Genomic DNA, 20717 nt, shown 5'->3' with positions numbered 1-20717 from the left:
TGTAGCACGAGACGATTTTTCCGGCTAATGCCACGGCGTACCTTTACTTCACTTTCACTCCATCAGGTACGGATCATGACAACGGCACATTCCTTCAAGCGTGTTTGGCTGGTAACCGGGGCTTCCCGAGGCATCGGCGCGAAAATCGTCGCGGCAGCGCTGGCCCACGGCGATGCGGTGGTGGCGACAGCCCGAAATGCCCAGGCAGTCATCGAGCGTTTCGGCGCGCAGCCTGGCCTGCTGGCCGTACAGTTGGATGTGACCGACGAAACCCAGGCAGCCGACGTTGCCCGCGCCGCCGTCGAGCACTTCGGGCGCATCGATGTGTTGGTCAACAATGCCGGTTTTGGCTTGCTGGGTGCGGTGGAGGAGGCGTCTGCCGATGAGGTTCGCCGCTTGTACGAAACCAATGTCTTCGGCCTGCTCAATGTCACACGGGGTGTATTGCCGTTCATGCGCCAGGCGCGCAGTGGGCATGTGATCAATATTTCGTCGGTAGGCGGCTTCCGTTCGGGGGCGGGATTCGGCACGTATTGCTCGACCAAGTTTGCCGTTGAAGGTTTAAGCGAAGCGCTGCACGCAGAACTCGCCCCCTTGGGCGTCAAGGTGACGGTGGTTGAGCCGGGTTATTTCCGTACTGACTTCCTGGACGGCAACTCCCTGGTGGAGTCGCCGTTGATCATCGACGACTACGCCGCCACGTCCGGCGAGGTGCGTAAGCTGGCCAAGGTCTACAACCAGCAGCAACCGGGTAATCCAGAACTACTGGCAGTGGCCATGATCAAATTGGTGGAAGCGCCGCATCCACCGATGCGCCTGGCCTTGGGCACCGACACGTTGCAGGCGATCGAGGACAAACTGGCTTACGTCAAGGAGGAGACCGCCGCCTGGCGTGAGCTGTCGGCCTCAACCGATTTCTGACACCCAGCTGCTACGGTGGTTCTACTACTAGGGGCCGGGCACCAAAAACGCCGCCTCCAGCAGTTGCCGGGTGTAGGCATGCTGGGGGTTGGCGAAGATCGCAGATGCCTCCCCTTGTTCAACCGCCTGCCCGTGCTTGACCACCATCAACTGGTGACTCAAGGCCTTGACCACCGCCAGGTCGTGGCTGATGAACAGGTAGGTCAGGTTGTACTTGGCCTGCAGGTTGCGCAGCAGTTCCACCACTTGCCGTTGCACGGTGCGGTCGAGGGCCGAGGTCGGTTCATCCAGCAAAATCAGCCGGGGCTTGAGCACCAGCGCGCGGGCGATTGCGATGCGCTGGCGTTGCCCACCAGAGAATTCGTGGGGGTAGCGATTACGGGTTTCCGGGTCCAGGCCCACTTCCTTGAGCGCGGCAATAATCGCTGCTTCCTGCTCGGCCGCGGTGCCCATTTTGTGGATACGCAGGCCTTCGCCGACGATCTCGCTCACGCACATGCGCGGGCTCAGGCTGCCGAACGGGTCCTGGAACACCACCTGCATTTCCCGGCGCAGCGGTCGCACCTGTTGCTGGCTCAGCTTATCCATCTGATGGCCTTCGAAGCGGATGCCGCCCTTGCTCGCAATCAGCCGCAAAATTGCCAGGCCCAGGGTGGATTTGCCCGAGCCGCTTTCACCAACGATGCCCAACGTCTGGCCCTGTGGCAGGCTGAAGTTGATGCCGTCTACCGCCTTGACGTAATCGATGGTGTTGCGCAGGAAGCCTTTCTTGATCGGGAACCAGACTTTCAGGTCGTCGACTTCCAGCAGCGGAGGGCCAATTTCATTGGTGGCAGGGCCGCCGCTGGGTTCAGCTGCCAGCAGCTCCTGGGTGTACGGATGCTGCGGCGACTGGAACAGGGTTTCGCACTCGGCCTGCTCGACGATGCAGCCTTTTTGCATCACGCATACCCGGTGGGCGATGCGCCTGACCAGGTTCAAGTCATGGCTGATCAAGAGCAAGGCCATGCCCAGGCGCGCCTGCAATTCCTTGAGCAGCTCCAGGATCTTCAACTGCACGGTGACGTCGAGTGCCGTGGTCGGTTCGTCGGCAATCAGCAGCTCAGGCTCGTTGGCCAGGGCCATGGCGATCATCACCCGCTGGCGCTGGCCACCGGACAGCTCGTGGGGCAGGGCCTTGAGACGCTTGTGGGGCTCGGGGATGCCTACCAGCTCCAGCAACTCCAGGGTGCGTTTGGTGGCGATCTTGCCGGTCAATCCCTTGTGCAGGCCGAGCACTTCGTTGATCTGCTTCTCGATCGAGTGCAGCGGGTTCAGCGAGGTCATCGGCTCCTGGAAGATCATCGCAATCCGGTTGCCGCGAATATGCCGGATGGTCTTTTCTTTCAGGGTCAGCAAGTCGTGGTTGGCGTACTGAATCGTCCCCGAAGGATGGCGCGCCAGCGGGTAGGGCAGCAGGCGCAGGATCGAATGCGCCGTGACCGACTTGCCGGAACCGCTTTCGCCCACCAGGGCCAGGGTTTCGCCGCGCTTGATATCGAAGCTGACGTTGTTCACCACACGCTGGTGGCTGTTGCCTACGACGAACTCGACGGAGAGGTCGCGGACTTCGATCAGATTGTCCTGATTCATCTCATTTCCTCGGGTCGAAGGCATCGCGAGCGGACTCACCGATAAACACCAGCAGACTCAACATGATCGCCAGCACGGCAAACGCACTCATGCCCAGCCACGGCGCCTGCAGGTTGGATTTGCCCTGGGCCACCAGCTCACCCAGGGACGGCGAGCCGGCCGGCAGGCCAAAGCCCAGGAAGTCCAGGGCGGTGAGGGTGCCGATGGCGCCGGTCAGGATGAACGGCATGAAGGTCATGGTGGAGACCATGGCGTTGGGCAGGATATGGCGGAACATGATCGCGCCGTTCTGCATCCCCAGCGCCCGCGCCGCCCGCACGTATTCCAGGTTACGCCCGCGCAGGAATTCGGCGCGCACCACGTCCACCAGGCTCATCCAGGAAAACAGCAGCATGATCCCCAGCAGCCACCAGAAATTGGGCTGCACGAAACTGGCGAGGATGATCAGCAAATACAGCACCGGCAAGCCAGACCAGATCTCCAGGAAGCGCTGCCCGGCCAGGTCGACCCAGCCACCGTAGAAACCCTGTAAGGCCCCGGCGATCACGCCGATGATCGAACTGAGTACGGTCAGCGTCAGGGCAAACAGCACGGAAATCCTGAACCCGTAGATTACCCGCGCCAGCACATCGCGGCCCTGGTCATCGGTGCCCAACAGGTTGTCCCGTGATGGCGGGGCCGGGGCCGGAACTTTCAGGTCGTAGTTGATGCTCTGGTAGCTGTACGGAATCGGCGCCCACAAGGTCCAGGCATCCTTGGCCTTGAGCAGCTCCCGGATATACGGGCTCTTGTAGTTGGCTTCCAGCGGGAATTCGCCGCCGAAGGTGGTCTCGGGGTAGCGCTTGAGCGCCGGGAAATACCAGTCGCCGTCGTAATGCACCGCCAGTGGCTTGTCGTTGGCGATCAACTCGGCGCCCAGGCTCAGGCCGAACAGGATCAGGAACAGCCACAGCGACCACCAGCCACGCTTGTTGGCCTTGAAGCGCTCGAACCGGCGACGATTGAGGGGGGATAGATTCATCTCAATGCTCCCGGCTGGCGAAGTCGATGCGCGGATCGACCAGGGTGTAGGTGAGGTCACCGATCAGTTTCACCACCAGCCCCAGCAGGGTGAAGATAAACAGCGTGCCGAATACCACCGGGTAGTCGCGGTTGATCGCCGCTTCAAAGCTCATCAGGCCCAGGCCGTCGAGGGAGAAGATCACCTCCACCAGCAACGAGCCGGTAAAGAAGATGCCGATAAAGGCCGACGGGAAGCCGGCAATCACCAGCAGCATCGCGTTGCGAAACACATGGCCGTAGAGCACGCGGTGATTGGTCAGGCCCTTGGCTTTGGCGGTGACCACGTACTGCTTGTTGATCTCGTCGAGGAAGCTGTTTTTGGTGAGCAGGGTCATGGTCGCGAAGTTGCCGATCACCAACGCGGTCACGGGCAGGGCGAGGTGCCAGAAGTAATCGAGGATCTTGCCGCCCCAGCTCAACTCGTCGAAGTTGTTGGACGTCAGCCCGCGTAACGGAAACCAGTCGAAGTAACTGCCGCCGGCGAACACCACGATCAGCAGGATCGCAAACAGGAACGCCGGGATCGCGTAGCCGACGATGATTGCCGAACTGGTCCACACGTCAAAATGGCTGCCGTGTCGCGTGGCCTTGGCGATCCCCAGTGGGATCGACACCAGGTACATGATCAGGGTGCTCCACAACCCGAGGGAGATGGACACCGGCATCTTTTCCTTGATCAGGTCGATGACCTTGGCGTCGCGAAAGAAGCTGTCGCCAAAATCCAGCCGGGCGTAGTTCTTGACCATGATCCACAAGCGTTCCGGCGCCGACTTGTCGAAGCCGTACATTTTCTCGATTTCCTTCACCAGCGCCGGGTCCAGGCCCTGGGCGCCGCGATAGCTGGAGCCGGCCACCGAGACTTCGGCACCGCCGCCGGCAATCCGGCTGGTGGCGCCTTCAAAGCCTTCGAGCTTGGCGATCATCTGTTCCACCGGGCCACCGGGCGCGGCCTGGATGATCACAAAGTTGATCAGCAAAATGCCGAACAGGGTCGGGATGATCAGCAGCAGTCGACGAACAATATAGGCCAGCATCTCAGTCGCCCCCGCTCGCCGGATCGGCGCTCTGGTTGGTGTCCACGGTTATTGCAGGTTTCGCGTCGGGTTTGCTCCACCAGGTGGCGGTGCCGACGTCATAGCGTGGTGAGACTTTCGGATGGCCGAGGTGGTCCCAATACGCCACGCGGAAGGTCTTGATGTGCCAGTTGGGGATCACGTAGTAGCCGAACTGCAACACGCGGTCGAGAGCCTTGGCGTGGGCCACCAGGCTCTTGCGCGAGTCGGAGTCGATGAGTTCTTCCACCAACTGGTCGATGGCCGGGTCTTTCAGGCCGATGTAGTTGCGGCTGCCGGGCTTGTCGGCGCTGGACGACTTCCAGAACTCGCGCTGCTCGTTACCCGGCGAGGAGGACTGCGGGAAGCTGCCCACCACCATGTCGAAATCCCGCGAGCGGATGCGGTTGATGTACTGCGAGATGTCGACCCGGCGAATCACCAGGTCGATCCCCAAGTCTGCCAGGTTACGCTTGAACGGCAACAGGATGCGTTCGAACTCGGTCTGGGCCAGCAGGAACTCGATGGTCACCGGTTTGCCGGTGGTGTCGACCATTTTGTCGTCGACGATCTTCCAGCCGGCCTCTTGCAGCAGTTGATAGGCCTCGCGCTGCTGGGTGCGGATCATGCCGCTGGCGTCGGTCTTGGAAGGCTCGAAGGCTTCGGTGAATACCTGAGGCGGGACCTTGTCTCGCAGCGGTTCCAGAATCGCCAGCTCAGCCGGGCCGGGCAGGCCGGTGGCGGCCATCTCGGAGTTTTCGAAATAGCTGCGGCTGCGGGTGTAGGCGCCACTGAACAGTTGTTTGTTGCTCCATTCAAAGTCCAGCAGCAGGCTGATGGCCTTGCGTACCCGTACGTCCTGGAACATCGGTTTACGGATGTTGAACACGAAGCCCTGCATGCCGGTGGGGTTGCCGTTGGGAATTTCTTCCTTGATCAGGCGACCCTGGGTGACGGCGGGGGTGTTGTAGGCGTTGGCCCAGTTTTTCGCGCTGATTTCCAGCCAGTAATCGAACTGCCCGGCCTTGAGTGCTTCGAGGGCCACGGTGTTGTCGCGGTAGTAATCGGTGACGCGGTAGTCGAAGTTGTAGAAGCCCTTGTTGATGGGCAGGTCCTTGGCCCAGTAGTCCTTGACCCGCTCGTAGCGGATCGAACGCCCGGCCTTGACCTCCGCCACCTTGTACGGGCCGCTGCCCAGCGGAATCTCCAGGTTGCCCTTGGAGAAGTCGCGCCCCTCCCAGTAATGCTTGGGCAATACCGTCAATTGCCCGAGGATCAGCGGCAGTTCGCGGTTGTTGGTGCGCTTGAACTTGAACAGCACCCGCAGCGGGTCTTCAGCGACCACTTCGTCGACGTCGGCGTAGTAGGTCTTGTAGATCGGCGAGCCGTCCTTCATCAGCGTCTGGAAGCTGAACACCACGTCTTCGGCACGGATCGGGTGGCCGTCGTGGAAGCGCGCTTCGGGGCGAATGTAGAAACGCACCCAGCTGTTGTCCGGGGCCTTTTCGATCTTGCCGGCCACCAGGCCGTATTCGGTGATGGGTTCGTCCAGGCTTTGCTGGGCGAGGGTGTCGTAGATCAGGCCGATATTGTCCGCCGGCACGCCCTTGCTGATGAAGGGGTTGAGGCTGTCGAAGCCGCCCATGCTGGACTCGCGAAAGGTACCGCCTTTGGGTGCGTCGGGATTTACATAATCGACATGCTTGAAATCGGCGGGGTACTTGGGTGGTTCGTTGTACAGGGTCAGCGCATGTTGTGGGGCCGCAGTGGCTGCGCCGCACAACAACAGGCTGCCAAGAATCGCAGTACGCAAAGGCATCATTGGGCTTTCTCCGAAGCTTTCAGCCACCATGCGCTCAGGCCCAGGCTGTAGGGCGGCGTGGTGACGAAGGCGAACCGGTTGCGGTACGCCAGGCGATGATAGTTGAGGTACCAGTTGGGAATACTGTAGTGCTGCCACAGCAGGACGCGGTCGAGCGCTCGCCCGGCTGCCAATTGTTCTTCACGGGTTTGCGCCGCCAGCAACTGTTCCAGCAGATGGTCGACCACCGGGTTGGCGATGCCTGCGTAATTCTTGCTGCCCTTGATCCCCGCCTGGCTGGAGTGGAAATACTGCCACTGCTCAAGGCCGGGGCTGAGGGTCTGGTTGAGGGTCATCAGAATCATGTCGAAGTCGAATTGATCGAGGCGTTGTTTGTACTGTGCGCGGTCTACCGTGCGCAAGCGGGCTTCGACGCCGATGCTTGTCAGGTTTTCGACATAGGGCTGCAGGATGCGCTCCAGGTTCGGATTCACCAGCAGGATTTCCAGGCGCAGCGGTTGCCCGTCACGGTTGAGCAAACGTTGCCCGGACAGCTTCCAGCCGGCTTCGGCGAGCAACGCGAGGGCGCGGCGCAGGGTGTCCCGGGGGATGCCGCGACCGTCGGTCTGGGGCAGGCTGAACGGCTGGGTAAACAGGTTGGCCGGCAGTTGATCGCGATAGGGCGAGAGCATCAGCCATTCATGGCCGGTCGGCACGCCGGTGGCGGAGAATTCGCTGTTGGGGTAGTAGCTGAGGGTGCGTTTATAGGCGCCGCTGAACAGGGTGCGGTTGGTCCACTCGAAATCGAACATCAAGCCCAGGGCTTCGCGCACCTTGGCCTGGCTGAAGGCCGGGCGCCGGCTGTTCATGAACAGGCCCTGGCTTTGGGTCGGGATCTGGTGGGCGATCTGCGCCTTGATCACCTCCCCACGGTTGACCGCCGGGAAGTTGTAGCCGTTGGCCCAGTTCTTCGCCTGGTGCTCGATATAGATATCGAACTCGCCGGCCTTGAAGGCTTCGAAGGCTACGTCGCTGTCGCGGTAAAACTCCACCTCGACCTTGTCGTAGTTATAGAAGCCACGGTTGACCGCCAGGTCCTTGCCCCAGTAATCCTTCACCCGTTCGAACACCAGTTGCCGCCCCGGCGTGACCTTGCTGATGCGGTAAGGCCCGCTGCCCAGCGGCGGCTCGAAGGTGGTGGCCTTGAAGTCACGGTTTTTCCAGTAATGCTGGGGCAATACTGGTAGCTCCCCCAGGCGCAGGATCAGCAACGGGTTGCCGGCGCGCTTGAACACAAAGCGAATGCGATGCCGGTTAAGAATGTCGACCCGGGCCACTTCCTGCAGGTTGGTGCGGTACTGCGGGTGGCCTTCGGTCAGCAGCGTGCGATAGGAAAACGCCACGTCGTAGGCGGTGATCGGCTTGCCATCGTGGAAGCGCGCTTCGGGGCGCAGGTTGAAAACCACCCAGCTGCGGTCCTCGCTGTACTCCACCGATTGGGCAATCAGGCCGTAGCTGGAGGTCGGTTCATCGCCGGAAGGGGCGTACTGGCCGGTACCCACCATCAACGGCTCATTGAGTTCGTTGACCCCGTATTGCAGGAAGTTGGCGGTGGAAACCGGGCTGGAACCCTTGAAGGTATAAGGGTTGAGCGTATCGAAGGTGCCAAACGCCATGACCCGCAAAGTGCCGCCCTTGGGCGCTGCGGGGTTTACCCAGTCGAAGTGGGTGAATTTGGCCGGGTACTTGAGCGTGCCGAACTGCGCATAACCGTGGCTCTCGGTGATGGTCGCGTTCGCGGAAAAGCTCAAGGCCAGACTTATTAGTAGAAGGAGGGGACGCTTCAAGTCAGAGATCCGATCCAGGCGGCTTGGGCTTTATGATCGGTACAGTAACAGCTTGTTCCGAATGGAAAAAGGCTGGGGATCGAGGCGTTGTGAAACCTGTAGGAGCGAGCTTGCTCGCGAAGGACGCCGACGATAACGCTGGCATTCTGAATTAACGCGGTGTCCTTGCGTTATTCGCGAGCAAGCTCGCTCCTACAGGGGTTGCGGTGTTATCTGGGCCCGGAAACCACGAGCATCTGCCCCGGCTTCAGCGCCTGGCCAGTGCGCGGGTTCCAGCGCTTGAGATGTTGCATCTCAACGTTGAAGCGCTTGGCGACGATGTACAGCGAGTCGCCTTTCTTGACCTTGTATTGCACCGGCTTCTTGCCGCCGGCCTTGGCCACCAGCTTGCGGGTGTCCTGCATGACCAGGGTCTGGCCGACCTTGAGCGCCTGTCCATTGAGCTGGTTCCAGCGCTGCAGGTCATGCACATCAACCTTGTTGGCCTTGGCAATCAGGGTCAGGTTGTCGCCGCTGCGAACCTTGTAGCTACGGGTACGACCGGCCACAGCCTTGTGTTCAACTTCGTCGAACACCTGCTTTTTCGGGCGCATGCTCAGCAATTCTTCAGGCTTCATCGCCGAAAGGCTGCTGGCCAGCAACTGCGCCTTGGACGTCGGCACCAGCAAATGCTGCGGGCCATCCAGGGTGGTACGTTGCTTCAAGGCGGGGTTGAGCTGGAACAGTTCGTCTTCGTCGATCTCGGCCAGCGCGGCAACCCGTGACAGGTCCATGCTCTGCTTGACTTCGACCACTTCGAAATACGGCGTGTTGGCAATCGGGTTCAGGTTGACGCCGTAGGCTTCGGGAGCCAGCACCACCTGGGACAGCGCCAGGAACTTGGGCACGTAGTCCTTGGTTTCCTGAGGCAGCGGCAGGTTCCAGTAGTCCGTCGGCAAGCCGAGCTTTTCGTTGCGCTCGATGGCCCGGCTGACGGTGCCTTCACCCGCGTTATAGGCCGCCAACGCCAGCAACCAGTCACCGTTGAACATGTCATGCAGACGCGTCAGGTAGTCCAGGGCGGCGGTGGTGGAGGCGGTGATGTCGCGGCGGCCGTCGTAGGCGCGGGTCTGACGCAGGTTGAAGTAGCGCCCGGTGGAGGGAATGAACTGCCACAGGCCCACGGCATCGCTGCGCGAATAAGCCATTGGGTTGTAGGCACTTTCAATCACTGGCAGCAGCGCCAGCTCCAGGGGCATGTTGCGTTCTTCAAGGCGTTCGACGATGTAATGAATGTAGAGACTGCCGCGTTCGCCGGCGTTCTCAAGGAAGGATGGGTTACTGGCAAACCACAATCGTTGCTGTTCAATGCGCGGGTTGACGCCTAACCCGTCCTGCAATTGAAAGCCCCGGCGCATGCGTTCCCAGACATCCTGGGGCACTTCCGGGCTTGGCTTCTCTGATAGCCAAATGGGTTTTTGCTTGATCTTGGCGGTAAGGTTTGGCTTGGGTTGCACGGTGGATTGTGCGGCAAAATTGGTCGATTGGCAGCCCGCCAGAGTAGCGGACACAGCCACCGCCACGGCTTGAGCCAGGCGGGTCAATGCGTCTGAATGGTTGGTTTTACGAATAGATGACGACATTGGCTGGAAGTAAGTTCCGGGCAAAAATGTCGGGCGATTCTAGAAAGCGCTTTGGTTCCGGTCAACCATTCAGAAATTACGTATCAGAATCCTTCCACTTAGAACGTATCTTTCCAAGACCTCAAGCTAGCAAATACCTCACTCCCGGCCCGGTTATCCCGGCCATTCCGTTCGTCCGCTTTTTCTTTAACGGATGTTTCAGAGGTTCGCAGAAAAGGGTTAGTGAGTTTTTCCAGGGCCAGGGTCGAAGGCAATGTAATCTCGCCGTTGGCCCGCAGTTGCCGCACGTTTTCCACCCGTTCAGCGATATCCGCGTTATGCGGTTCCACGGCCTGGGCGAATTTCAGGTTACTTTGTGTGTATTCGTGGGTGCAGTACACCAGCGTGTTGGACGGCAGGGCCGCCAAGCGCTCCAGGGAGGTGTGCATCTGTTGCGGGGTGCCTTCGAACAGCCGGCCACAACCGGCGGCGAACAGGGTATCGCCGCAGAACAGCACGCCCTGGTGATAGAAGGCGATATGGCCGAGGGTGTGACCGGGTACGGCAAACACCTCGAAGTCCCAGCCCAACACGTTGATGCGGTCGTTGTCCTGGAGGGCGATATCCCGCGCCGGGATCTTTTCATTGGCCGGGCCGTAGACCGTGGCGCCTGAAACACTTTTAAGTTGCTCGACGCCGCCGACATGATCATGGTGATGGTGAGTCACCAGGATGTCGCTGAGGGTCCAGTCGGGGTGCTGCTGGAGCCAGGCCAGCACGGGCGCGGCATCACCGGGATCGACTACCGCGCAGCGCTTGTTCGGCTGATCCTGTAACAGCCAGATGTAGTTATCGGTGAAGGCGGGCAGGGCACTGATCTGTATCATTCTTTGATTCGCCAAGCTGAACACATTGGTGCATCTTAGAGCTTCTTGGCGCGTTGGAGAATGCAATGACTGATAAAGCGTTCGCCCAGGCCGATCCCGAGTGGCTGGCACTGATCAGTGCCGCCCGTGAATGGCTGTCCGGGCCTGTCGGGCAATTTTTACTGGATGAAGAACGGCGCATGCTCGAAGACGAGCTTGGCCGGTTCTTTGGTGGCTACCTGGTTCATTACGGTCCCTCGGCGCAAACCCCGCCGTCGGCACCCCAGGTGCAACGCAATGTGCGCCTGGGGGCGCCGTTGCCGGGGGTCGAGATTGTTTGCGAGGAGCAAGCCTGGCCGTTGAGCGAGCATGCTGCCGACGTGGTGGTGTTGCAGCATGGCCTGGATTTCTGCCTGTCGCCCCATGGCTTGCTGCGCGAAGCCGCCAGCAGTGTGCGCCCAGGTGGCCATTTGCTGATCATCGGCATCAACCCCTGGAGCAGCTGGGGCCTGCGGCATGTATTCGCCCATGATGCCTTGCGCAAGGCACGCTGCATCTCGCCGTCGCGCGTCGGTGACTGGTTGAACCTGCTGGGCTTTGCGCTGGAGAAACGCCGCTTCGGGTGCTATCGTCCGCCGCTTGCGTCCGCCAAGTGGCAGGGCCGGTTGGCCGGCTGGGAACGCAGGGCCGGTGCCTGGCAATTGTCTGGCGGTGGTTTCTACTTGTTGGTGGCGCGCAAGATCGTCGTAGGCCTGCGGCCGGTGCGCCAGGTACGCCGCGAACCGATGGGCAAGCTGGTACCGATGCCGATGGCCAAGGTCAATCGCAAGCAGAGCGAGCAGTAAAAAACCTTTTTTGATTTCAGGTCGAGTCTCTCGACCTCGGGCCTTTGTCGGTCGATTATCGGCAACCCGCTTTGATGGATCCCGCTTTAATGGACAGTGAAATGACCGATACCGTAGAACTCTTCACCGATGGCGCCTGCAAAGGCAATCCCGGCCCCGGCGGATGGGGCGCCTTGCTGGTGTGCAAAGGCGTGGAGAAGGAACTGTGGGGCGGCGAAGCCAACACCACCAACAATCGCATGGAACTGATGGGGGCGATTCGCGGCCTTGAAGAGCTCAAGCGTCGTTGCGACGTGTTGCTGGTGACCGACTCCCAGTACGTGATGAAGGGCATCAACGAGTGGATGGTCAACTGGAAGAAGCGTGGCTGGAAGACTGCGGCCAAGGAGCCGGTGAAAAACGCCGACCTGTGGCAGTTGCTCGATGAACAATGCAACCGCCACAACATCACCTGGAAATGGGTGCGCGGGCACATCGGCCATCCCGGCAACGAGCGGGCCGACCAATTGGCCAATCGCGGTGTGGATGACGTGCGCGGCTACAAGCAGAGCTGATGCCGGTTGACGTGTTAAGATCCCGCCCCTTGAAATGTACCAAACCGTTGAGAGCTGAACCCTGATGGCCATCCGATCTGTTGTACTCGATACCGAAACCACCGGCATGCCGGTGACCGACGGCCACCGGATCATTGAAATCGGCTGCGTCGAACTGATGGGGCGCCGCCTCACTGGCCGGCACTTCCACGTCTACCTGCAACCGGACCGCGAAAGTGATGAAGGCGCCATCGGCGTCCACGGCATCACCAACGAATTCCTGGTAGGCAAGCCGCGGTTTGCCGAAGTGGCCGATGAGTTCTTCGAGTTCATCAACGGCGCACAGCTGATCATCCATAACGCGGCGTTCGACGTTGGCTTCATCAACAACGAATTCGCGCTGATGGGCGCGACCGACCGGGCTGATATCACCCGGCACTGCTCGATCCTCGACACCTTGATGATGGCCCGTGAGCGTCACCCGGGCCAGCGCAACAGCCTCGATGCCTTGTGCAAACGCTATGGCGTCGACAACTCCGGCCGTGAACTCCACGGCGCCTTGCTCGACTCCGAGATCCTCGCCGACGTTTACCTGACCATGACCGGTGGCCAGACCAGCCTGTCCCTGGCCGGTAACGCTTCGGACGGCAATGGTTCGGCAGAAGGCTCGGGCAATCGCCCTTCGGAAATCCGCCGCTTGCCAGCGGATCGCCAGCCCACCGCGATTATTCGCGCCAGCGAGCAGGACATGGCCGAACACGCGGCCCGTCTTGAGGCAATCGCCAAGTCCGCCGGTGCACCCGCGTTGTGGACCCAATTGACCCAACAATAACGACGCCTGAACATCCTGTAGGAGCGAGCTTGCTCGCGAAAAACCTGAGAGCGCCGTTGGGTGTCAGGTTCCCGCGTCATCGTTAACGACCTTCGCGAGCAAGCTCGCCCCTACGGTTATCATCCAAGCGCCAATCCCTGGCTGGCCCTGATCAAGTCATAAGCCTTGCGTGCAATCGGGTTCGCCGTGTTCGGGCGAATCCACAGGTAATACGTCACCTCCGGCATCCTCGGCAGCCCGTCGTTCTCTCCCAATACCCGCATGTCCGGCCCGAGCATTTCCATGCTCCGTGGGGTCACGCCGAGCCCTGCGCGGGTTGCCGCCTTGATCCCGATCAGGTTCGATGCCAGGTACGCCTGCCTCCACGGGATGTTCGCGCGTTCCAGCGCCTCCAGGGCATAGCGCCGATAGATGCTCGGCTCATCCACCAGGATCAACGGCAGCGGCTCGCTCGGCGAGTGAATGTACTGCGCCGAACAAATCCACCACACCGGCGAGGTGCGTAACGCAAAGCCCTCCAGGTTGGCGTCGGCGCGGGTGGAGATCACCATGTCGACCTTGCCCCGATGCAAGTCATCCATCAGGAACGGGCTGCGACCCACGTCGATTTCCAGGCGCAGGCGCGGTGCCGAGCGGGCGATGTGGCTGAGGATCGGCGGCAGGATGGTGTCGGCGATGTCGTGGGGCGAGCCGATGCGCAGCACACCGCTGAGGCTGCTTTCCCGCAGGGAATTGAGTGCATCGTCATTCAGCGACAGCATCTGCCGCGCATGCCGCAATAGCTGCATTCCCGGCTCTGTCAGTTGCTTTTGCCGGCCGCGCTTTTCAAACAGGCTGACGCCCACTTGCTGTTCGAGGCGCTGCATATGCTGGGTGACGGAAGATTGCGTGCGAGCCAGGTGAGCACCGGCTTCGGCGAAGCTGTGGTGGTCGACCACGGCGATAAAGGTGCGGAGCAGTTCGAGATCGAGGGTCGACATGGCCATTCCAGGGCATTTTTTATATCAAGGGCAGGAAGATAAACATTACATATTTTTATGTGTTATCGCGCCGAATTTTTACAGGGGCTAATGATTACGAGTATATGGCCAAAAACAAGGTCGTCCATATACGGGAAGTTATAACGATATTAGATATTTGAATTTCCGTTCCCTCGGCACTCTCCCTAGCATGCCCCCACATCAGGTCGGGGTACGCCGATCGCTAATGAGGGGAGTTCCATGGGTTTTGTGCGCGCGGCGGTAAAACGAAGGTTGCCTGTGGTCCTGGGCGCACTGATCGCCCTGGGCGGCAGCGCGTTGGTGCAGGCCGACGCGACCCTGGACAAGATCCAGCAGCGCCATGTGCTGGTGGTCGGCGTGCTGCTTTCCGGCGGGCCGTTTGGCGGCATCGACCCCACCACTCAGAAACCCAAGGGTTTGAACGTCGAGCTGGCCAACGAGCTGGGCCGTCAGTTGGGCGCCGAGGTGCAACTGGTACCGGTATTGCCGGCAAACCGCGTGCAGTTCCTGCAGCAGGGCAAGGTCGACTTGCTGATCGCCAATATGGAATGGACCGCCGAGCGCGGCGAAATCCTCGGTTTCGTACCGACGCCGTTCTACAGGATTGGCGGCACCGCAGCGGTACTCAAGGACAGCAAGATCACCCACTGGGAAGACCTCAAAGGCCAGCCGGTGTGTACCTCCCAGGGCAGCAGCTACGTCAAGCCGCTGACCGAACTGGGCGCACAGATCAAAGGCTTCAAGAGCTCCTCCGAATCCCTGCTGGCCCTGCGCGGCAATAACTGCGTCGCGGCGGTGCATGACTCCACCCTGATCAACCCGCTGATCAACGACAGCGCCGAATGGAAGGACTACCGCGCCATCAGCCCCGAGCTGAACCCGGCGCCGTCGGTGATCTGGACTCGCCGCGGCGAGAACGACACCCAGGCCAAACTCGACCCGATCATCAAGGAACTGCACCGCAGCGGCTGGCTGATCGACGCCCAGACCCGCAATCACATCACCCCGGCTTCCCCGGCGCTGGTGGAATTGCAGAAACAGTTCAAGGGCGCCTGACACATGACATTGAAAACCCTGACTGCCTTGGGCCTGGCACTGTGCGCAAGCCTGGCCCACGCCGACGCCACCCTCGACAAGATCGAGCAACGCCACGCCATCAGCGTCGGCGTGATCCTCAGCGGCCCGCCGTTTGGCACCCTCGACCCCAAGACCGGCGAACACCTGGGCTACAACGTCGAGCTGGCCAAGGGCCTCGGCCAGGCGCTGGGCGTTGAGACCAGGACCGTCTCGGTACTGGCGCCCAACCGCGTGCAGTTCCTGCAACAAGGCAAGGTCGATGTGCTGATCGCCAACATGCAGTACACCGACGAGCGCGCCGAGATTCTCGACTACGTGCCCACGCCCTATGAAGAAGTCGGCGGCGCGGCGTTGATCCGCAAAGGTGCCGGGATCACCCAGTGGGCCGACCTCAAGGACAAGCCAGTGTGCGTGTCCCAGGGCAGCAACTTCATCAAACCGTTGCAGGAAACCTACGGCGCGCAGATCAAGGCGTTCCGCAGCCAGTCCGAATCCCTGCTGTCGTTGCGCGGCAATGGCTGCGTGGCGGCGGTGCACGTCAGCCCGACCATGCATGCGCTGCTGGAAGATGCCGAATGGTCCGGCTACGAGATCCCGTTGCCGGGGGATTTGATCCCGTCCAAATCCGTGATCTGGATCCGCAAAGGCGAGCACGACACCCAGGCCAAGCTCGACGCCATCGTGCGGGACTGGCATCGCAGCGGCTGGTTGATCGCCCTCGGCGAACGCACCGGCATGGCCCCGTCGCAGGCCCTGCGTGATCTGCACGAGCAGTACAGCCATGAGTGAACCGCTCTTCGCCACCCTGCAGCAATTGCTCGGCGCCGCCCATGTGCAGCGCAGTGAAGACGCCCCCCAGTACCTCACCGACAAACAGGGCCGTTACACCGGCCAGGTGATCGCCGTGGTACACCCGGCCAACACCGAGGAAGTCGCCGCCGTGGTGCGCGCCTGTGTGGCCCTGGAGGCGCCCATCGTGGTCCAGGGTGGCAATACCGGGCTGATGGCAGGCGCGACGCCGGACGCCAGTGGCCGTGCGGTGCTGCTGTTGCTTGACCGGATGAACCGGGTGCGCGTGATCGATACCGACAACGACACCCTGACCGTCGAAGCCGGCTGCATCCTGCAAAACATCCAGGACGTGGCCCGGGAGGCCGATCGCCTGTTTCCGCTGAGCCTCGGTGCCGAAGGCAGTTGCACCATTGGCGGCAACCTCGGCACCAATGCCGGCGGCACGGCGGTGCTGCGCTATGGCAACACCCGCGAGCTGACCCTGGGCCTGGAAGTGGTCACTGCCGAAGGCGAAATCTGGAACGGCCTGCGGGGTTTGCGCAAGGACAACACCGGCTACGACCTGCGGGATTTGTACGTGGGCAGTGAAGGCACCCTCGGCATTATCACCGCCGCGACCCTGAAGCTGTTCCCGCTGCCCAAGGCCCAGGCCACCGCGTTGCTGGCGTTTGATGAGTTGGCTCAGGCCGTCGCTTTTCTGTCCCATGCCCGCGCCGGTTTTGGCGCAAATCTCACGGCATTCGAGTTACTTGGCGCCGATTGCCTGGCGTTGTTGCGCGAGCAGTTTCCCGAAGGCCCGCAACCGTTCCTCAAGGCCAGCCAACCCTGGTTCGCTTTGCTGGAACTCTCGGATAACCACGGCGAAACCCACGCCCGCGAAGCCTTCGAAAACGTCCTCGGTGAAGCCTTCGAGCAGTCATTGCTGGCCGACGCACTGATCGCCGAGAGCCTGGCGCAGAGCGAAGCCCTGTGGCTGCTGCGGGAGAACATGAGCGAGGCGCAGAAGCGCGCCGGGCGCAATATGAAGCACGACATCTCGGTGCCGATCTCGCAAATCGTCGCCTTCGTGGCCCATACCGATGCGTTGTTGCAGGCGCATTTCCCCGGCGTTCGCAACTTTACGTTCGGGCACCTGGGGGACGGTAATCTGCATTACAACGTCGCCCATCCGCTGGGTTCCACGGTGGACGAGCACATGCGCAACTACGCCGAACTGAGCTTGCTGGTACACGACAGTGCCCACGCCCACGGCGGTTCCATCAGTGCCGAGCACGGAATCGGCCAGCGCAAGGTCGGCATGCTGGGCCGCTATAAAAGCCCGGTGGAGCTGGACCTGATGCGCCGCATCAAGCGTGCCCTCGACCCGAAAAACCTGCTCAACCCCGGCAAAGTCCTGGAGGTGCTGCCATGACGATTCGCCTGTCCAAGCGGGTGCAGCGGGTGTCGCTGTCGGCCAACGCGGCGGCCAAGTCCCGCGCCACGGAACTGCGTGATGCCGGCCGCGACATTCTGGACCTGACCACCGGCGAGCCGGACTTCGACACGCCCGACCACATCAAGCAAGCGGCCTACGCCGCTATCGCCGCAGGCGCTACCAAATACACCCCGACACCTGGCGTAAAGGCCTTGCGCGTTGCGGTGCAACGCAAGCTGGCCGAAGAAAACCACCTGGACTATTCGCTGCCGAATATCGTGATCGCGAACGGCGCGAAACAGATCATCTTCAACGCCTTCGCTGCCACCCTCGACGACGGCGATCAAGTGCTGGTGCCGACGCCGTACTGGCCGTCCTTCCCTGACAGCGTACGGTTCAACGGTGGCGAGCCGGTGTTTATCGAGTGCGGCCTGGAGCAGGGTTGCAAGCTGCTGCCGGCCCAACTGGAACAGCACATCAATGAACGCACCCGCTGGCTGATCCTTAATGGTCCGGGCAACCCGAGCGGTGCGGTGTATAGCGAGGCTGAACTAAAGGCGCTGGCCGAGGTGCTGCGTCGCCATCCCCAGGTGATGGTGCTGCTGGATGAACTCTACGAGCACATTCGTTTCGACGGTCGCCCGGCCCAGAGCTTGCTCAACCTCGCGCCGGATCTGCAGGACCGTTGCCTGCTGGTGGGCGGCGTGTCCAAGACCTACGCCATGACCGGCTGGCGCATCGGGTTCGGCGCCGGGCCGCAGACCCTGACCAATGCCATGGCGGTGGTGCAATCGCAATCCACCTCCGGCGCTTCTTCCGTCGGTCAAGCCGCTGCGTTGGCCGCATTCACCGGCGGGCTGGGTTTCCTCTCCGAGCAGGTGGCAGCCTATCAACTGCGCCGGGACCTGCTGATGATGGCCCTCGGCACCGTCGATGGCCTGGAGGTGCTCGAGCCCCAGGGTGGTTTTTTCGTGTTTGTGCGCTGCGCTGGTTTACTTGGCCGCTATCGCCCGGACGGTCAGCGGCTGAACGACGACGGCGATGTCGTCGCCTACTTGCTGGAGGAGGGCGTGGCCGGTGTAGCCGGCAGCGCCTACGGCCTGTCGCCGTGGTTTCGCCTGTCCATTGCTACGGCGACCGACAGCGTGGCCGAAGCCGGTCGCCGTATCGCTGCCGCCTGCGGCAAGCTGCGGGGCGCCGAATGAGTCATTGGCTGGAGATTTTTGTGCATTGGGCCGCCGGTATCGGCCTCAACTACAGCTTCCTGCTGGATGCCTATCAGCGCGGCACCCTGGAGCAGGGCGCGCTGACCACCGTGCTGTTGTGCCTGTTCACCATCGTCGGCAGCCTACTGGCGGGGATCAGCCTCGCGGCGCTGCTGACTTCGGGCAATCCGTGGCTGGCCAAGCCGGCGCGGGTGTTTATCGAAGTGACCCGCAACACGCCTACGCTGGTTCAACTGTACTGCGCGTTCCTGGTGTTGAACATGCTGCTGACCCAGGCTGTCGGCGCGGCGAACCCGCTGACGCCGTTTGCCTGGGTGGTGATCGTGATCTCGCTGCACAAGGGCGCGTTCCACGCCGAAGCCCTGCGCGCCGGCATCGAGGCGGTACCTTCCGTGACCCTGGAAGCCGCCAGCTCCCTGGCCTTCAGCAGCCGGCAACTGCTGTGGAATGTGCAGTTGCCGTTGGCCCTGCGCTTCGCGTTGCCGTCGCTGATCAACAACCTGATCGACCTGGTGAAAATGACCGCCGTGGCCTCGGCCATCGCCGTGGGCGATATCACCTACGCCTCCATCATGATCTGGACCCAGAGCGACAACGTGCTGGAGCTGATGATTCTGATCCTGAGCTTTTTCGGCTTGCTGAGTTTTACCGTCAATTGTGTGGGGCGCTGGCTGGAAGCGCGCCTGAGGATGCCCGGTTATGGCCATTGATTCATTCCCGGTGCTGTCGGCGTTGCTGCAATGGTCGCCAGCACTGGTCAGCGGTTTCGGCCAGAACATCCTGATCAGCCTGGTGGCGATTGGTCTCGGTTCGCTGCTGGGCCTGATAGTGGGCGCGCTGGCCCTGTCGCCATTGCGCCTGCTGCGCTTGCCGGCACGCGTCTGGGTGCAGATTTTCCGCAATGCGCCGTGGCTGGTGCTGATCTATTTCACCACCTACGTGTTTCCGTTCGAGATCCATATTGGCAGCAGCTATGTATCGTTCCCGGACTGGGTCAAGGTGACCATCGGCCTGGCGTTGCCGGCCAGCGCCAACGTGGCGGAGATCTTTCGCGGCGCCATCGGCTCGATCCCCAGCACCCAGTGGGAAGCCGCGCGGTCGCTGGCATTCACCCGTGGCCAGATCTTCCGTTCGATCATCCTGCCCCAGTGCTTCAAGCGCATGTTGCCGCCGTGGATGAACCTCTACGCGGTGGTCACCATGGGCACCGCCCTGGCGTCGCTGGTGGGCGTGCACGACGTGATCGATACCGCGCAGATTGCCAGCAACACCGTGAACATGACCGGCTTTACCGTGGTGATCTACCTGAGTTTGCTGGTGCTGTTCTTTGCCTATTGCTACCCGATTTCCCGTTTGACCCAACGCCTGGAGCGCCGTTATGCCTTCTATTGAACCCCTGGTCAGCCTGCGGGACTTGCAGCTGTCGTTCGGTGACAACCGGGTGCTCAAGGGCATCGACCTCGACGTGCATCGCGGCCAGGCGGTGTCGATCATCGGCCCGTCGGGCTCGGGCAAGTCGACCATCCTGCGTTGCATCACCGGGCTGTTGCAGCCCCAGCGCGGCACCATTCGCGTCGGCGAAACCCGGGTCGATACGCTGACCCAGGAAGCCCAGCGCATCGAGTTGCGCAAACGCGTCGGGTTTGTGTTCCAGCAATACAACCTGTTCCCGCATCTGTCCGTGCTGGAAAACCTGGTGATCGCCCCGCGTAAGGTGCTCGGTCGTAACCGCGCCGATGCCGAGAAGGACGCGCGGGCGCTGTTGGCCAAAGTGCGCATGGAGCACAAGGCGGATGCCTATCCCGGCCAATTGTCCGGCGGCCAGCAGCAGCGGGTGGCGATTGCCCGGGCGTTGGCGATGCGCCCGGAACTGATTCTGTTCGATGAAGTGACCTCGGCGCTGGACCCGGAAACTGTCGGTGAGGTGCTGACGGTGATTCGCGAGCTGACCGAAGAGGGCATGACCTGCGTGCTGGTGACCCATGAAATGCGCTTCGCCGAAGAGATCAGCGACATCGTCTACTTCACCGAAAACGGCGTGATCGTCGAGCACGGCAGCGCTGAACAGATCTTCCAGCACCCCACCAGTGACCGCACCCAGGAATTCCTGCGCCATGCATTGGGCGATCCCGGCCGTCGGCCACCGATCGCCAACGATCCGTACCTGTTGACCAACCTGAGCCGCTACACCCTGTCTGTCTAATAAGAGGAACCT

The 20717-nt window shown here is 61.5% G+C and carries 19 protein-coding genes; 11 read left to right on the top strand and 8 right to left on the bottom strand.

Annotated elements, in window-relative coordinates; translation table 11 throughout:
- Positions 1 to 75 precede the first annotated feature (75 nt).
- On the top strand, positions 76 to 921 hold the full coding sequence (locus tag SNL23_RS31295; RefSeq protein ID WP_318304725.1) for an oxidoreductase: 846 nt from the start codon (positions 76 to 78) through the stop codon (positions 919 to 921).
- 27 nt (positions 922 to 948) lie between these two features.
- Here the strand turns inward: SNL23_RS31295 and SNL23_RS31290 are convergent, their stop codons facing one another.
- The 7 genes from SNL23_RS31290 to gloB all read right to left on the bottom strand — a co-directional run bounded on the left by SNL23_RS31290 (position 949) and on the right by gloB (position 10803).
- Positions 949 to 2553 carry an ABC transporter ATP-binding protein gene (locus SNL23_RS31290; protein WP_076013849.1) on the bottom strand — a complete coding sequence of 535 codons (1605 nt, stop codon included), beginning with the start codon at positions 2551 to 2553 and terminating at the stop codon, positions 949 to 951.
- A 1-nt stretch (position 2554) separates the two neighbouring features.
- On the bottom strand, positions 2555 to 3574 hold the full coding sequence (locus tag SNL23_RS31285; protein WP_076013850.1) for an ABC transporter permease: 1020 nt from the start codon (positions 3572 to 3574) through the stop codon (positions 2555 to 2557).
- Position 3575: 1 nt separating this feature from the next.
- The gene (locus SNL23_RS31280; protein ID WP_017477557.1) at positions 3576 to 4649 is read right to left on the bottom strand and encodes a microcin C ABC transporter permease YejB; all 1074 of its coding nucleotides are present in this window, start codon (positions 4647 to 4649) and stop codon (positions 3576 to 3578) included.
- 1 nt (position 4650) lies between these two features.
- On the bottom strand, positions 4651 to 6489 hold the full coding sequence (locus tag SNL23_RS31275) for an extracellular solute-binding protein (protein WP_318304723.1): 1839 nt from the start codon (positions 6487 to 6489) through the stop codon (positions 4651 to 4653).
- Entirely contained in the window at positions 6486 to 8315 is a 1830-nt protein-coding gene (locus SNL23_RS31270; RefSeq protein ID WP_318304722.1) for an extracellular solute-binding protein, read from the bottom strand. Before SNL23_RS31270 ends, SNL23_RS31275 begins: the two co-directional genes overlap by 4 nt.
- Before the next feature lie 209 nt (positions 8316 to 8524).
- Positions 8525 to 9937, bottom strand: a complete 1413-nt coding sequence (locus SNL23_RS31265) for a lytic transglycosylase domain-containing protein (RefSeq protein ID WP_076013853.1) — start codon at positions 9935 to 9937, stop codon at positions 8525 to 8527.
- Positions 9938 to 10035: 98 nt separating this feature from the next.
- A complete protein-coding gene (gene gloB, locus SNL23_RS31260; RefSeq protein ID WP_318304721.1) occupies positions 10036 to 10803 on the bottom strand; it encodes a hydroxyacylglutathione hydrolase in 768 nt (255 codons plus the stop codon).
- A gap of 65 nt (positions 10804 to 10868) precedes the next feature.
- Between gloB and SNL23_RS31255 the strand changes: the two genes are divergently transcribed.
- The 3 genes from SNL23_RS31255 to dnaQ all read left to right on the top strand — a co-directional run bounded on the left by SNL23_RS31255 (position 10869) and on the right by dnaQ (position 12992).
- Entirely contained in the window at positions 10869 to 11627 is a 759-nt protein-coding gene (locus tag SNL23_RS31255; protein ID WP_076013855.1) for a methyltransferase domain-containing protein, read from the top strand.
- Between the two features lie 101 nt (positions 11628 to 11728).
- Positions 11729 to 12181: a ribonuclease HI gene (gene rnhA / locus SNL23_RS31250; protein WP_053255695.1), complete on the top strand. Its 453-nt coding sequence runs from the start codon at positions 11729 to 11731 to the stop codon at positions 12179 to 12181.
- 70 nt (positions 12182 to 12251) lie between these two features.
- A complete protein-coding gene (gene dnaQ / locus SNL23_RS31245) occupies positions 12252 to 12992 on the top strand; it encodes a DNA polymerase III subunit epsilon (RefSeq protein ID WP_318304737.1) in 741 nt (246 codons plus the stop codon).
- Positions 12993 to 13111: 119 nt separating this feature from the next.
- On the opposite strand, the gene SNL23_RS31240 is transcribed toward dnaQ, so the two are convergent.
- Positions 13112 to 13972 carry a LysR substrate-binding domain-containing protein gene (locus SNL23_RS31240; protein ID WP_371916612.1) on the bottom strand — a complete coding sequence of 287 codons (861 nt, stop codon included), beginning with the start codon at positions 13970 to 13972 and terminating at the stop codon, positions 13112 to 13114.
- A 240-nt stretch (positions 13973 to 14212) separates the two neighbouring features.
- Here SNL23_RS31240 and SNL23_RS31235 point away from each other — a divergent pair, with 240 nt between their 5' ends.
- From SNL23_RS31235 to SNL23_RS31205, 7 genes are read left to right on the top strand one after another with little or no spacing between them, the layout of a single operon-like run.
- Positions 14213 to 15049 carry a transporter substrate-binding domain-containing protein gene (locus tag SNL23_RS31235; RefSeq protein ID WP_167665009.1) on the top strand — a complete coding sequence of 279 codons (837 nt, stop codon included), beginning with the start codon at positions 14213 to 14215 and terminating at the stop codon, positions 15047 to 15049.
- A 3-nt stretch (positions 15050 to 15052) separates the two neighbouring features.
- Positions 15053 to 15859, top strand: a complete 807-nt coding sequence (locus SNL23_RS31230; protein ID WP_076013859.1) for a transporter substrate-binding domain-containing protein — start codon at positions 15053 to 15055, stop codon at positions 15857 to 15859.
- Positions 15852 to 17273: an FAD-binding oxidoreductase gene (locus tag SNL23_RS31225; RefSeq protein WP_318304719.1), complete on the top strand. Its 1422-nt coding sequence runs from the start codon at positions 15852 to 15854 to the stop codon at positions 17271 to 17273. The genes SNL23_RS31230 and SNL23_RS31225 overlap by 8 nt, the downstream gene beginning before the upstream one ends.
- Entirely contained in the window at positions 17270 to 18481 is a 1212-nt protein-coding gene (locus tag SNL23_RS31220) for an aminotransferase class I/II-fold pyridoxal phosphate-dependent enzyme (protein WP_318304718.1), read from the top strand. Before SNL23_RS31225 ends, SNL23_RS31220 begins: the two co-directional genes overlap by 4 nt.
- Positions 18478 to 19212 (top strand): amino acid ABC transporter permease, encoded by a 735-nt coding sequence (locus SNL23_RS31215; RefSeq protein ID WP_076013862.1) that lies wholly within the window; start codon positions 18478 to 18480, stop codon positions 19210 to 19212. The genes SNL23_RS31220 and SNL23_RS31215 overlap by 4 nt, the downstream gene beginning before the upstream one ends.
- On the top strand, positions 19202 to 19894 hold the full coding sequence (locus SNL23_RS31210) for an amino acid ABC transporter permease (RefSeq protein WP_258346348.1): 693 nt from the start codon (positions 19202 to 19204) through the stop codon (positions 19892 to 19894). Before SNL23_RS31215 ends, SNL23_RS31210 begins: the two co-directional genes overlap by 11 nt.
- The gene (locus SNL23_RS31205; protein WP_076013864.1) at positions 19881 to 20705 is read left to right on the top strand and encodes an amino acid ABC transporter ATP-binding protein; all 825 of its coding nucleotides are present in this window, start codon (positions 19881 to 19883) and stop codon (positions 20703 to 20705) included. The genes SNL23_RS31210 and SNL23_RS31205 overlap by 14 nt, the downstream gene beginning before the upstream one ends.
- Positions 20706 to 20717 lie beyond the last annotated feature (12 nt).

Source organism: Pseudomonas sp. SED1 (genome assembly GCF_034044025.1).
Classification (GTDB): Bacteria; Pseudomonadota; Gammaproteobacteria; order Pseudomonadales; family Pseudomonadaceae; genus Aquipseudomonas.
The sequence above is the reverse complement of the archived record's forward strand: the minus strand, read 5'-3'. Positions and strand labels throughout refer to the sequence as shown.

Bases quoted from the DNA above. Each gene is read 5' to 3' on its own strand.
- SNL23_RS31295 (WP_318304725.1), top strand. From the start codon at position 76: ATGACAACGGCACATTCCTTCAAGCGTGTTTGGCTGGTAACCGGGGCT.
- SNL23_RS31290 (WP_076013849.1), bottom strand. From the start codon at position 2,553: ATGAATCAGGACAATCTGATCGAAGTCCGCGACCTCTCCGTCGAGTTC.
- SNL23_RS31285 (WP_076013850.1), bottom strand. From the start codon at position 3,574: ATGAATCTATCCCCCCTCAATCGTCGCCGGTTCGAGCGCTTCAAGGCC.
- SNL23_RS31280 (WP_017477557.1), bottom strand. From the start codon at position 4,649: ATGCTGGCCTATATTGTTCGTCGACTGCTGCTGATCATCCCGACCCTG.
- SNL23_RS31275 (WP_318304723.1), bottom strand. From the start codon at position 6,489: ATGATGCCTTTGCGTACTGCGATTCTTGGCAGCCTGTTGTTGTGCGGC.
- SNL23_RS31265 (WP_076013853.1), bottom strand. From the start codon at position 9,937: ATGTCGTCATCTATTCGTAAAACCAACCATTCAGACGCATTGACCCGC.
- gloB (WP_318304721.1), bottom strand. From the start codon at position 10,803: ATGATACAGATCAGTGCCCTGCCCGCCTTCACCGATAACTACATCTGG.
- SNL23_RS31255 (WP_076013855.1), top strand. From the start codon at position 10,869: ATGACTGATAAAGCGTTCGCCCAGGCCGATCCCGAGTGGCTGGCACTG.
- rnhA (WP_053255695.1), top strand. From the start codon at position 11,729: ATGACCGATACCGTAGAACTCTTCACCGATGGCGCCTGCAAAGGCAAT.
- SNL23_RS31240 (WP_371916612.1), bottom strand. From the start codon at position 13,972: ATGTCGACCCTCGATCTCGAACTGCTCCGCACCTTTATCGCCGTGGTC.
- SNL23_RS31235 (WP_167665009.1), top strand. From the start codon at position 14,213: ATGGGTTTTGTGCGCGCGGCGGTAAAACGAAGGTTGCCTGTGGTCCTG.
- SNL23_RS31230 (WP_076013859.1), top strand. From the start codon at position 15,053: ATGACATTGAAAACCCTGACTGCCTTGGGCCTGGCACTGTGCGCAAGC.
- SNL23_RS31225 (WP_318304719.1), top strand. From the start codon at position 15,852: ATGAGTGAACCGCTCTTCGCCACCCTGCAGCAATTGCTCGGCGCCGCC.
- SNL23_RS31220 (WP_318304718.1), top strand. From the start codon at position 17,270: ATGACGATTCGCCTGTCCAAGCGGGTGCAGCGGGTGTCGCTGTCGGCC.
- SNL23_RS31215 (WP_076013862.1), top strand. From the start codon at position 18,478: ATGAGTCATTGGCTGGAGATTTTTGTGCATTGGGCCGCCGGTATCGGC.
- SNL23_RS31210 (WP_258346348.1), top strand. From the start codon at position 19,202: ATGGCCATTGATTCATTCCCGGTGCTGTCGGCGTTGCTGCAATGGTCG.
- SNL23_RS31205 (WP_076013864.1), top strand. From the start codon at position 19,881: ATGCCTTCTATTGAACCCCTGGTCAGCCTGCGGGACTTGCAGCTGTCG.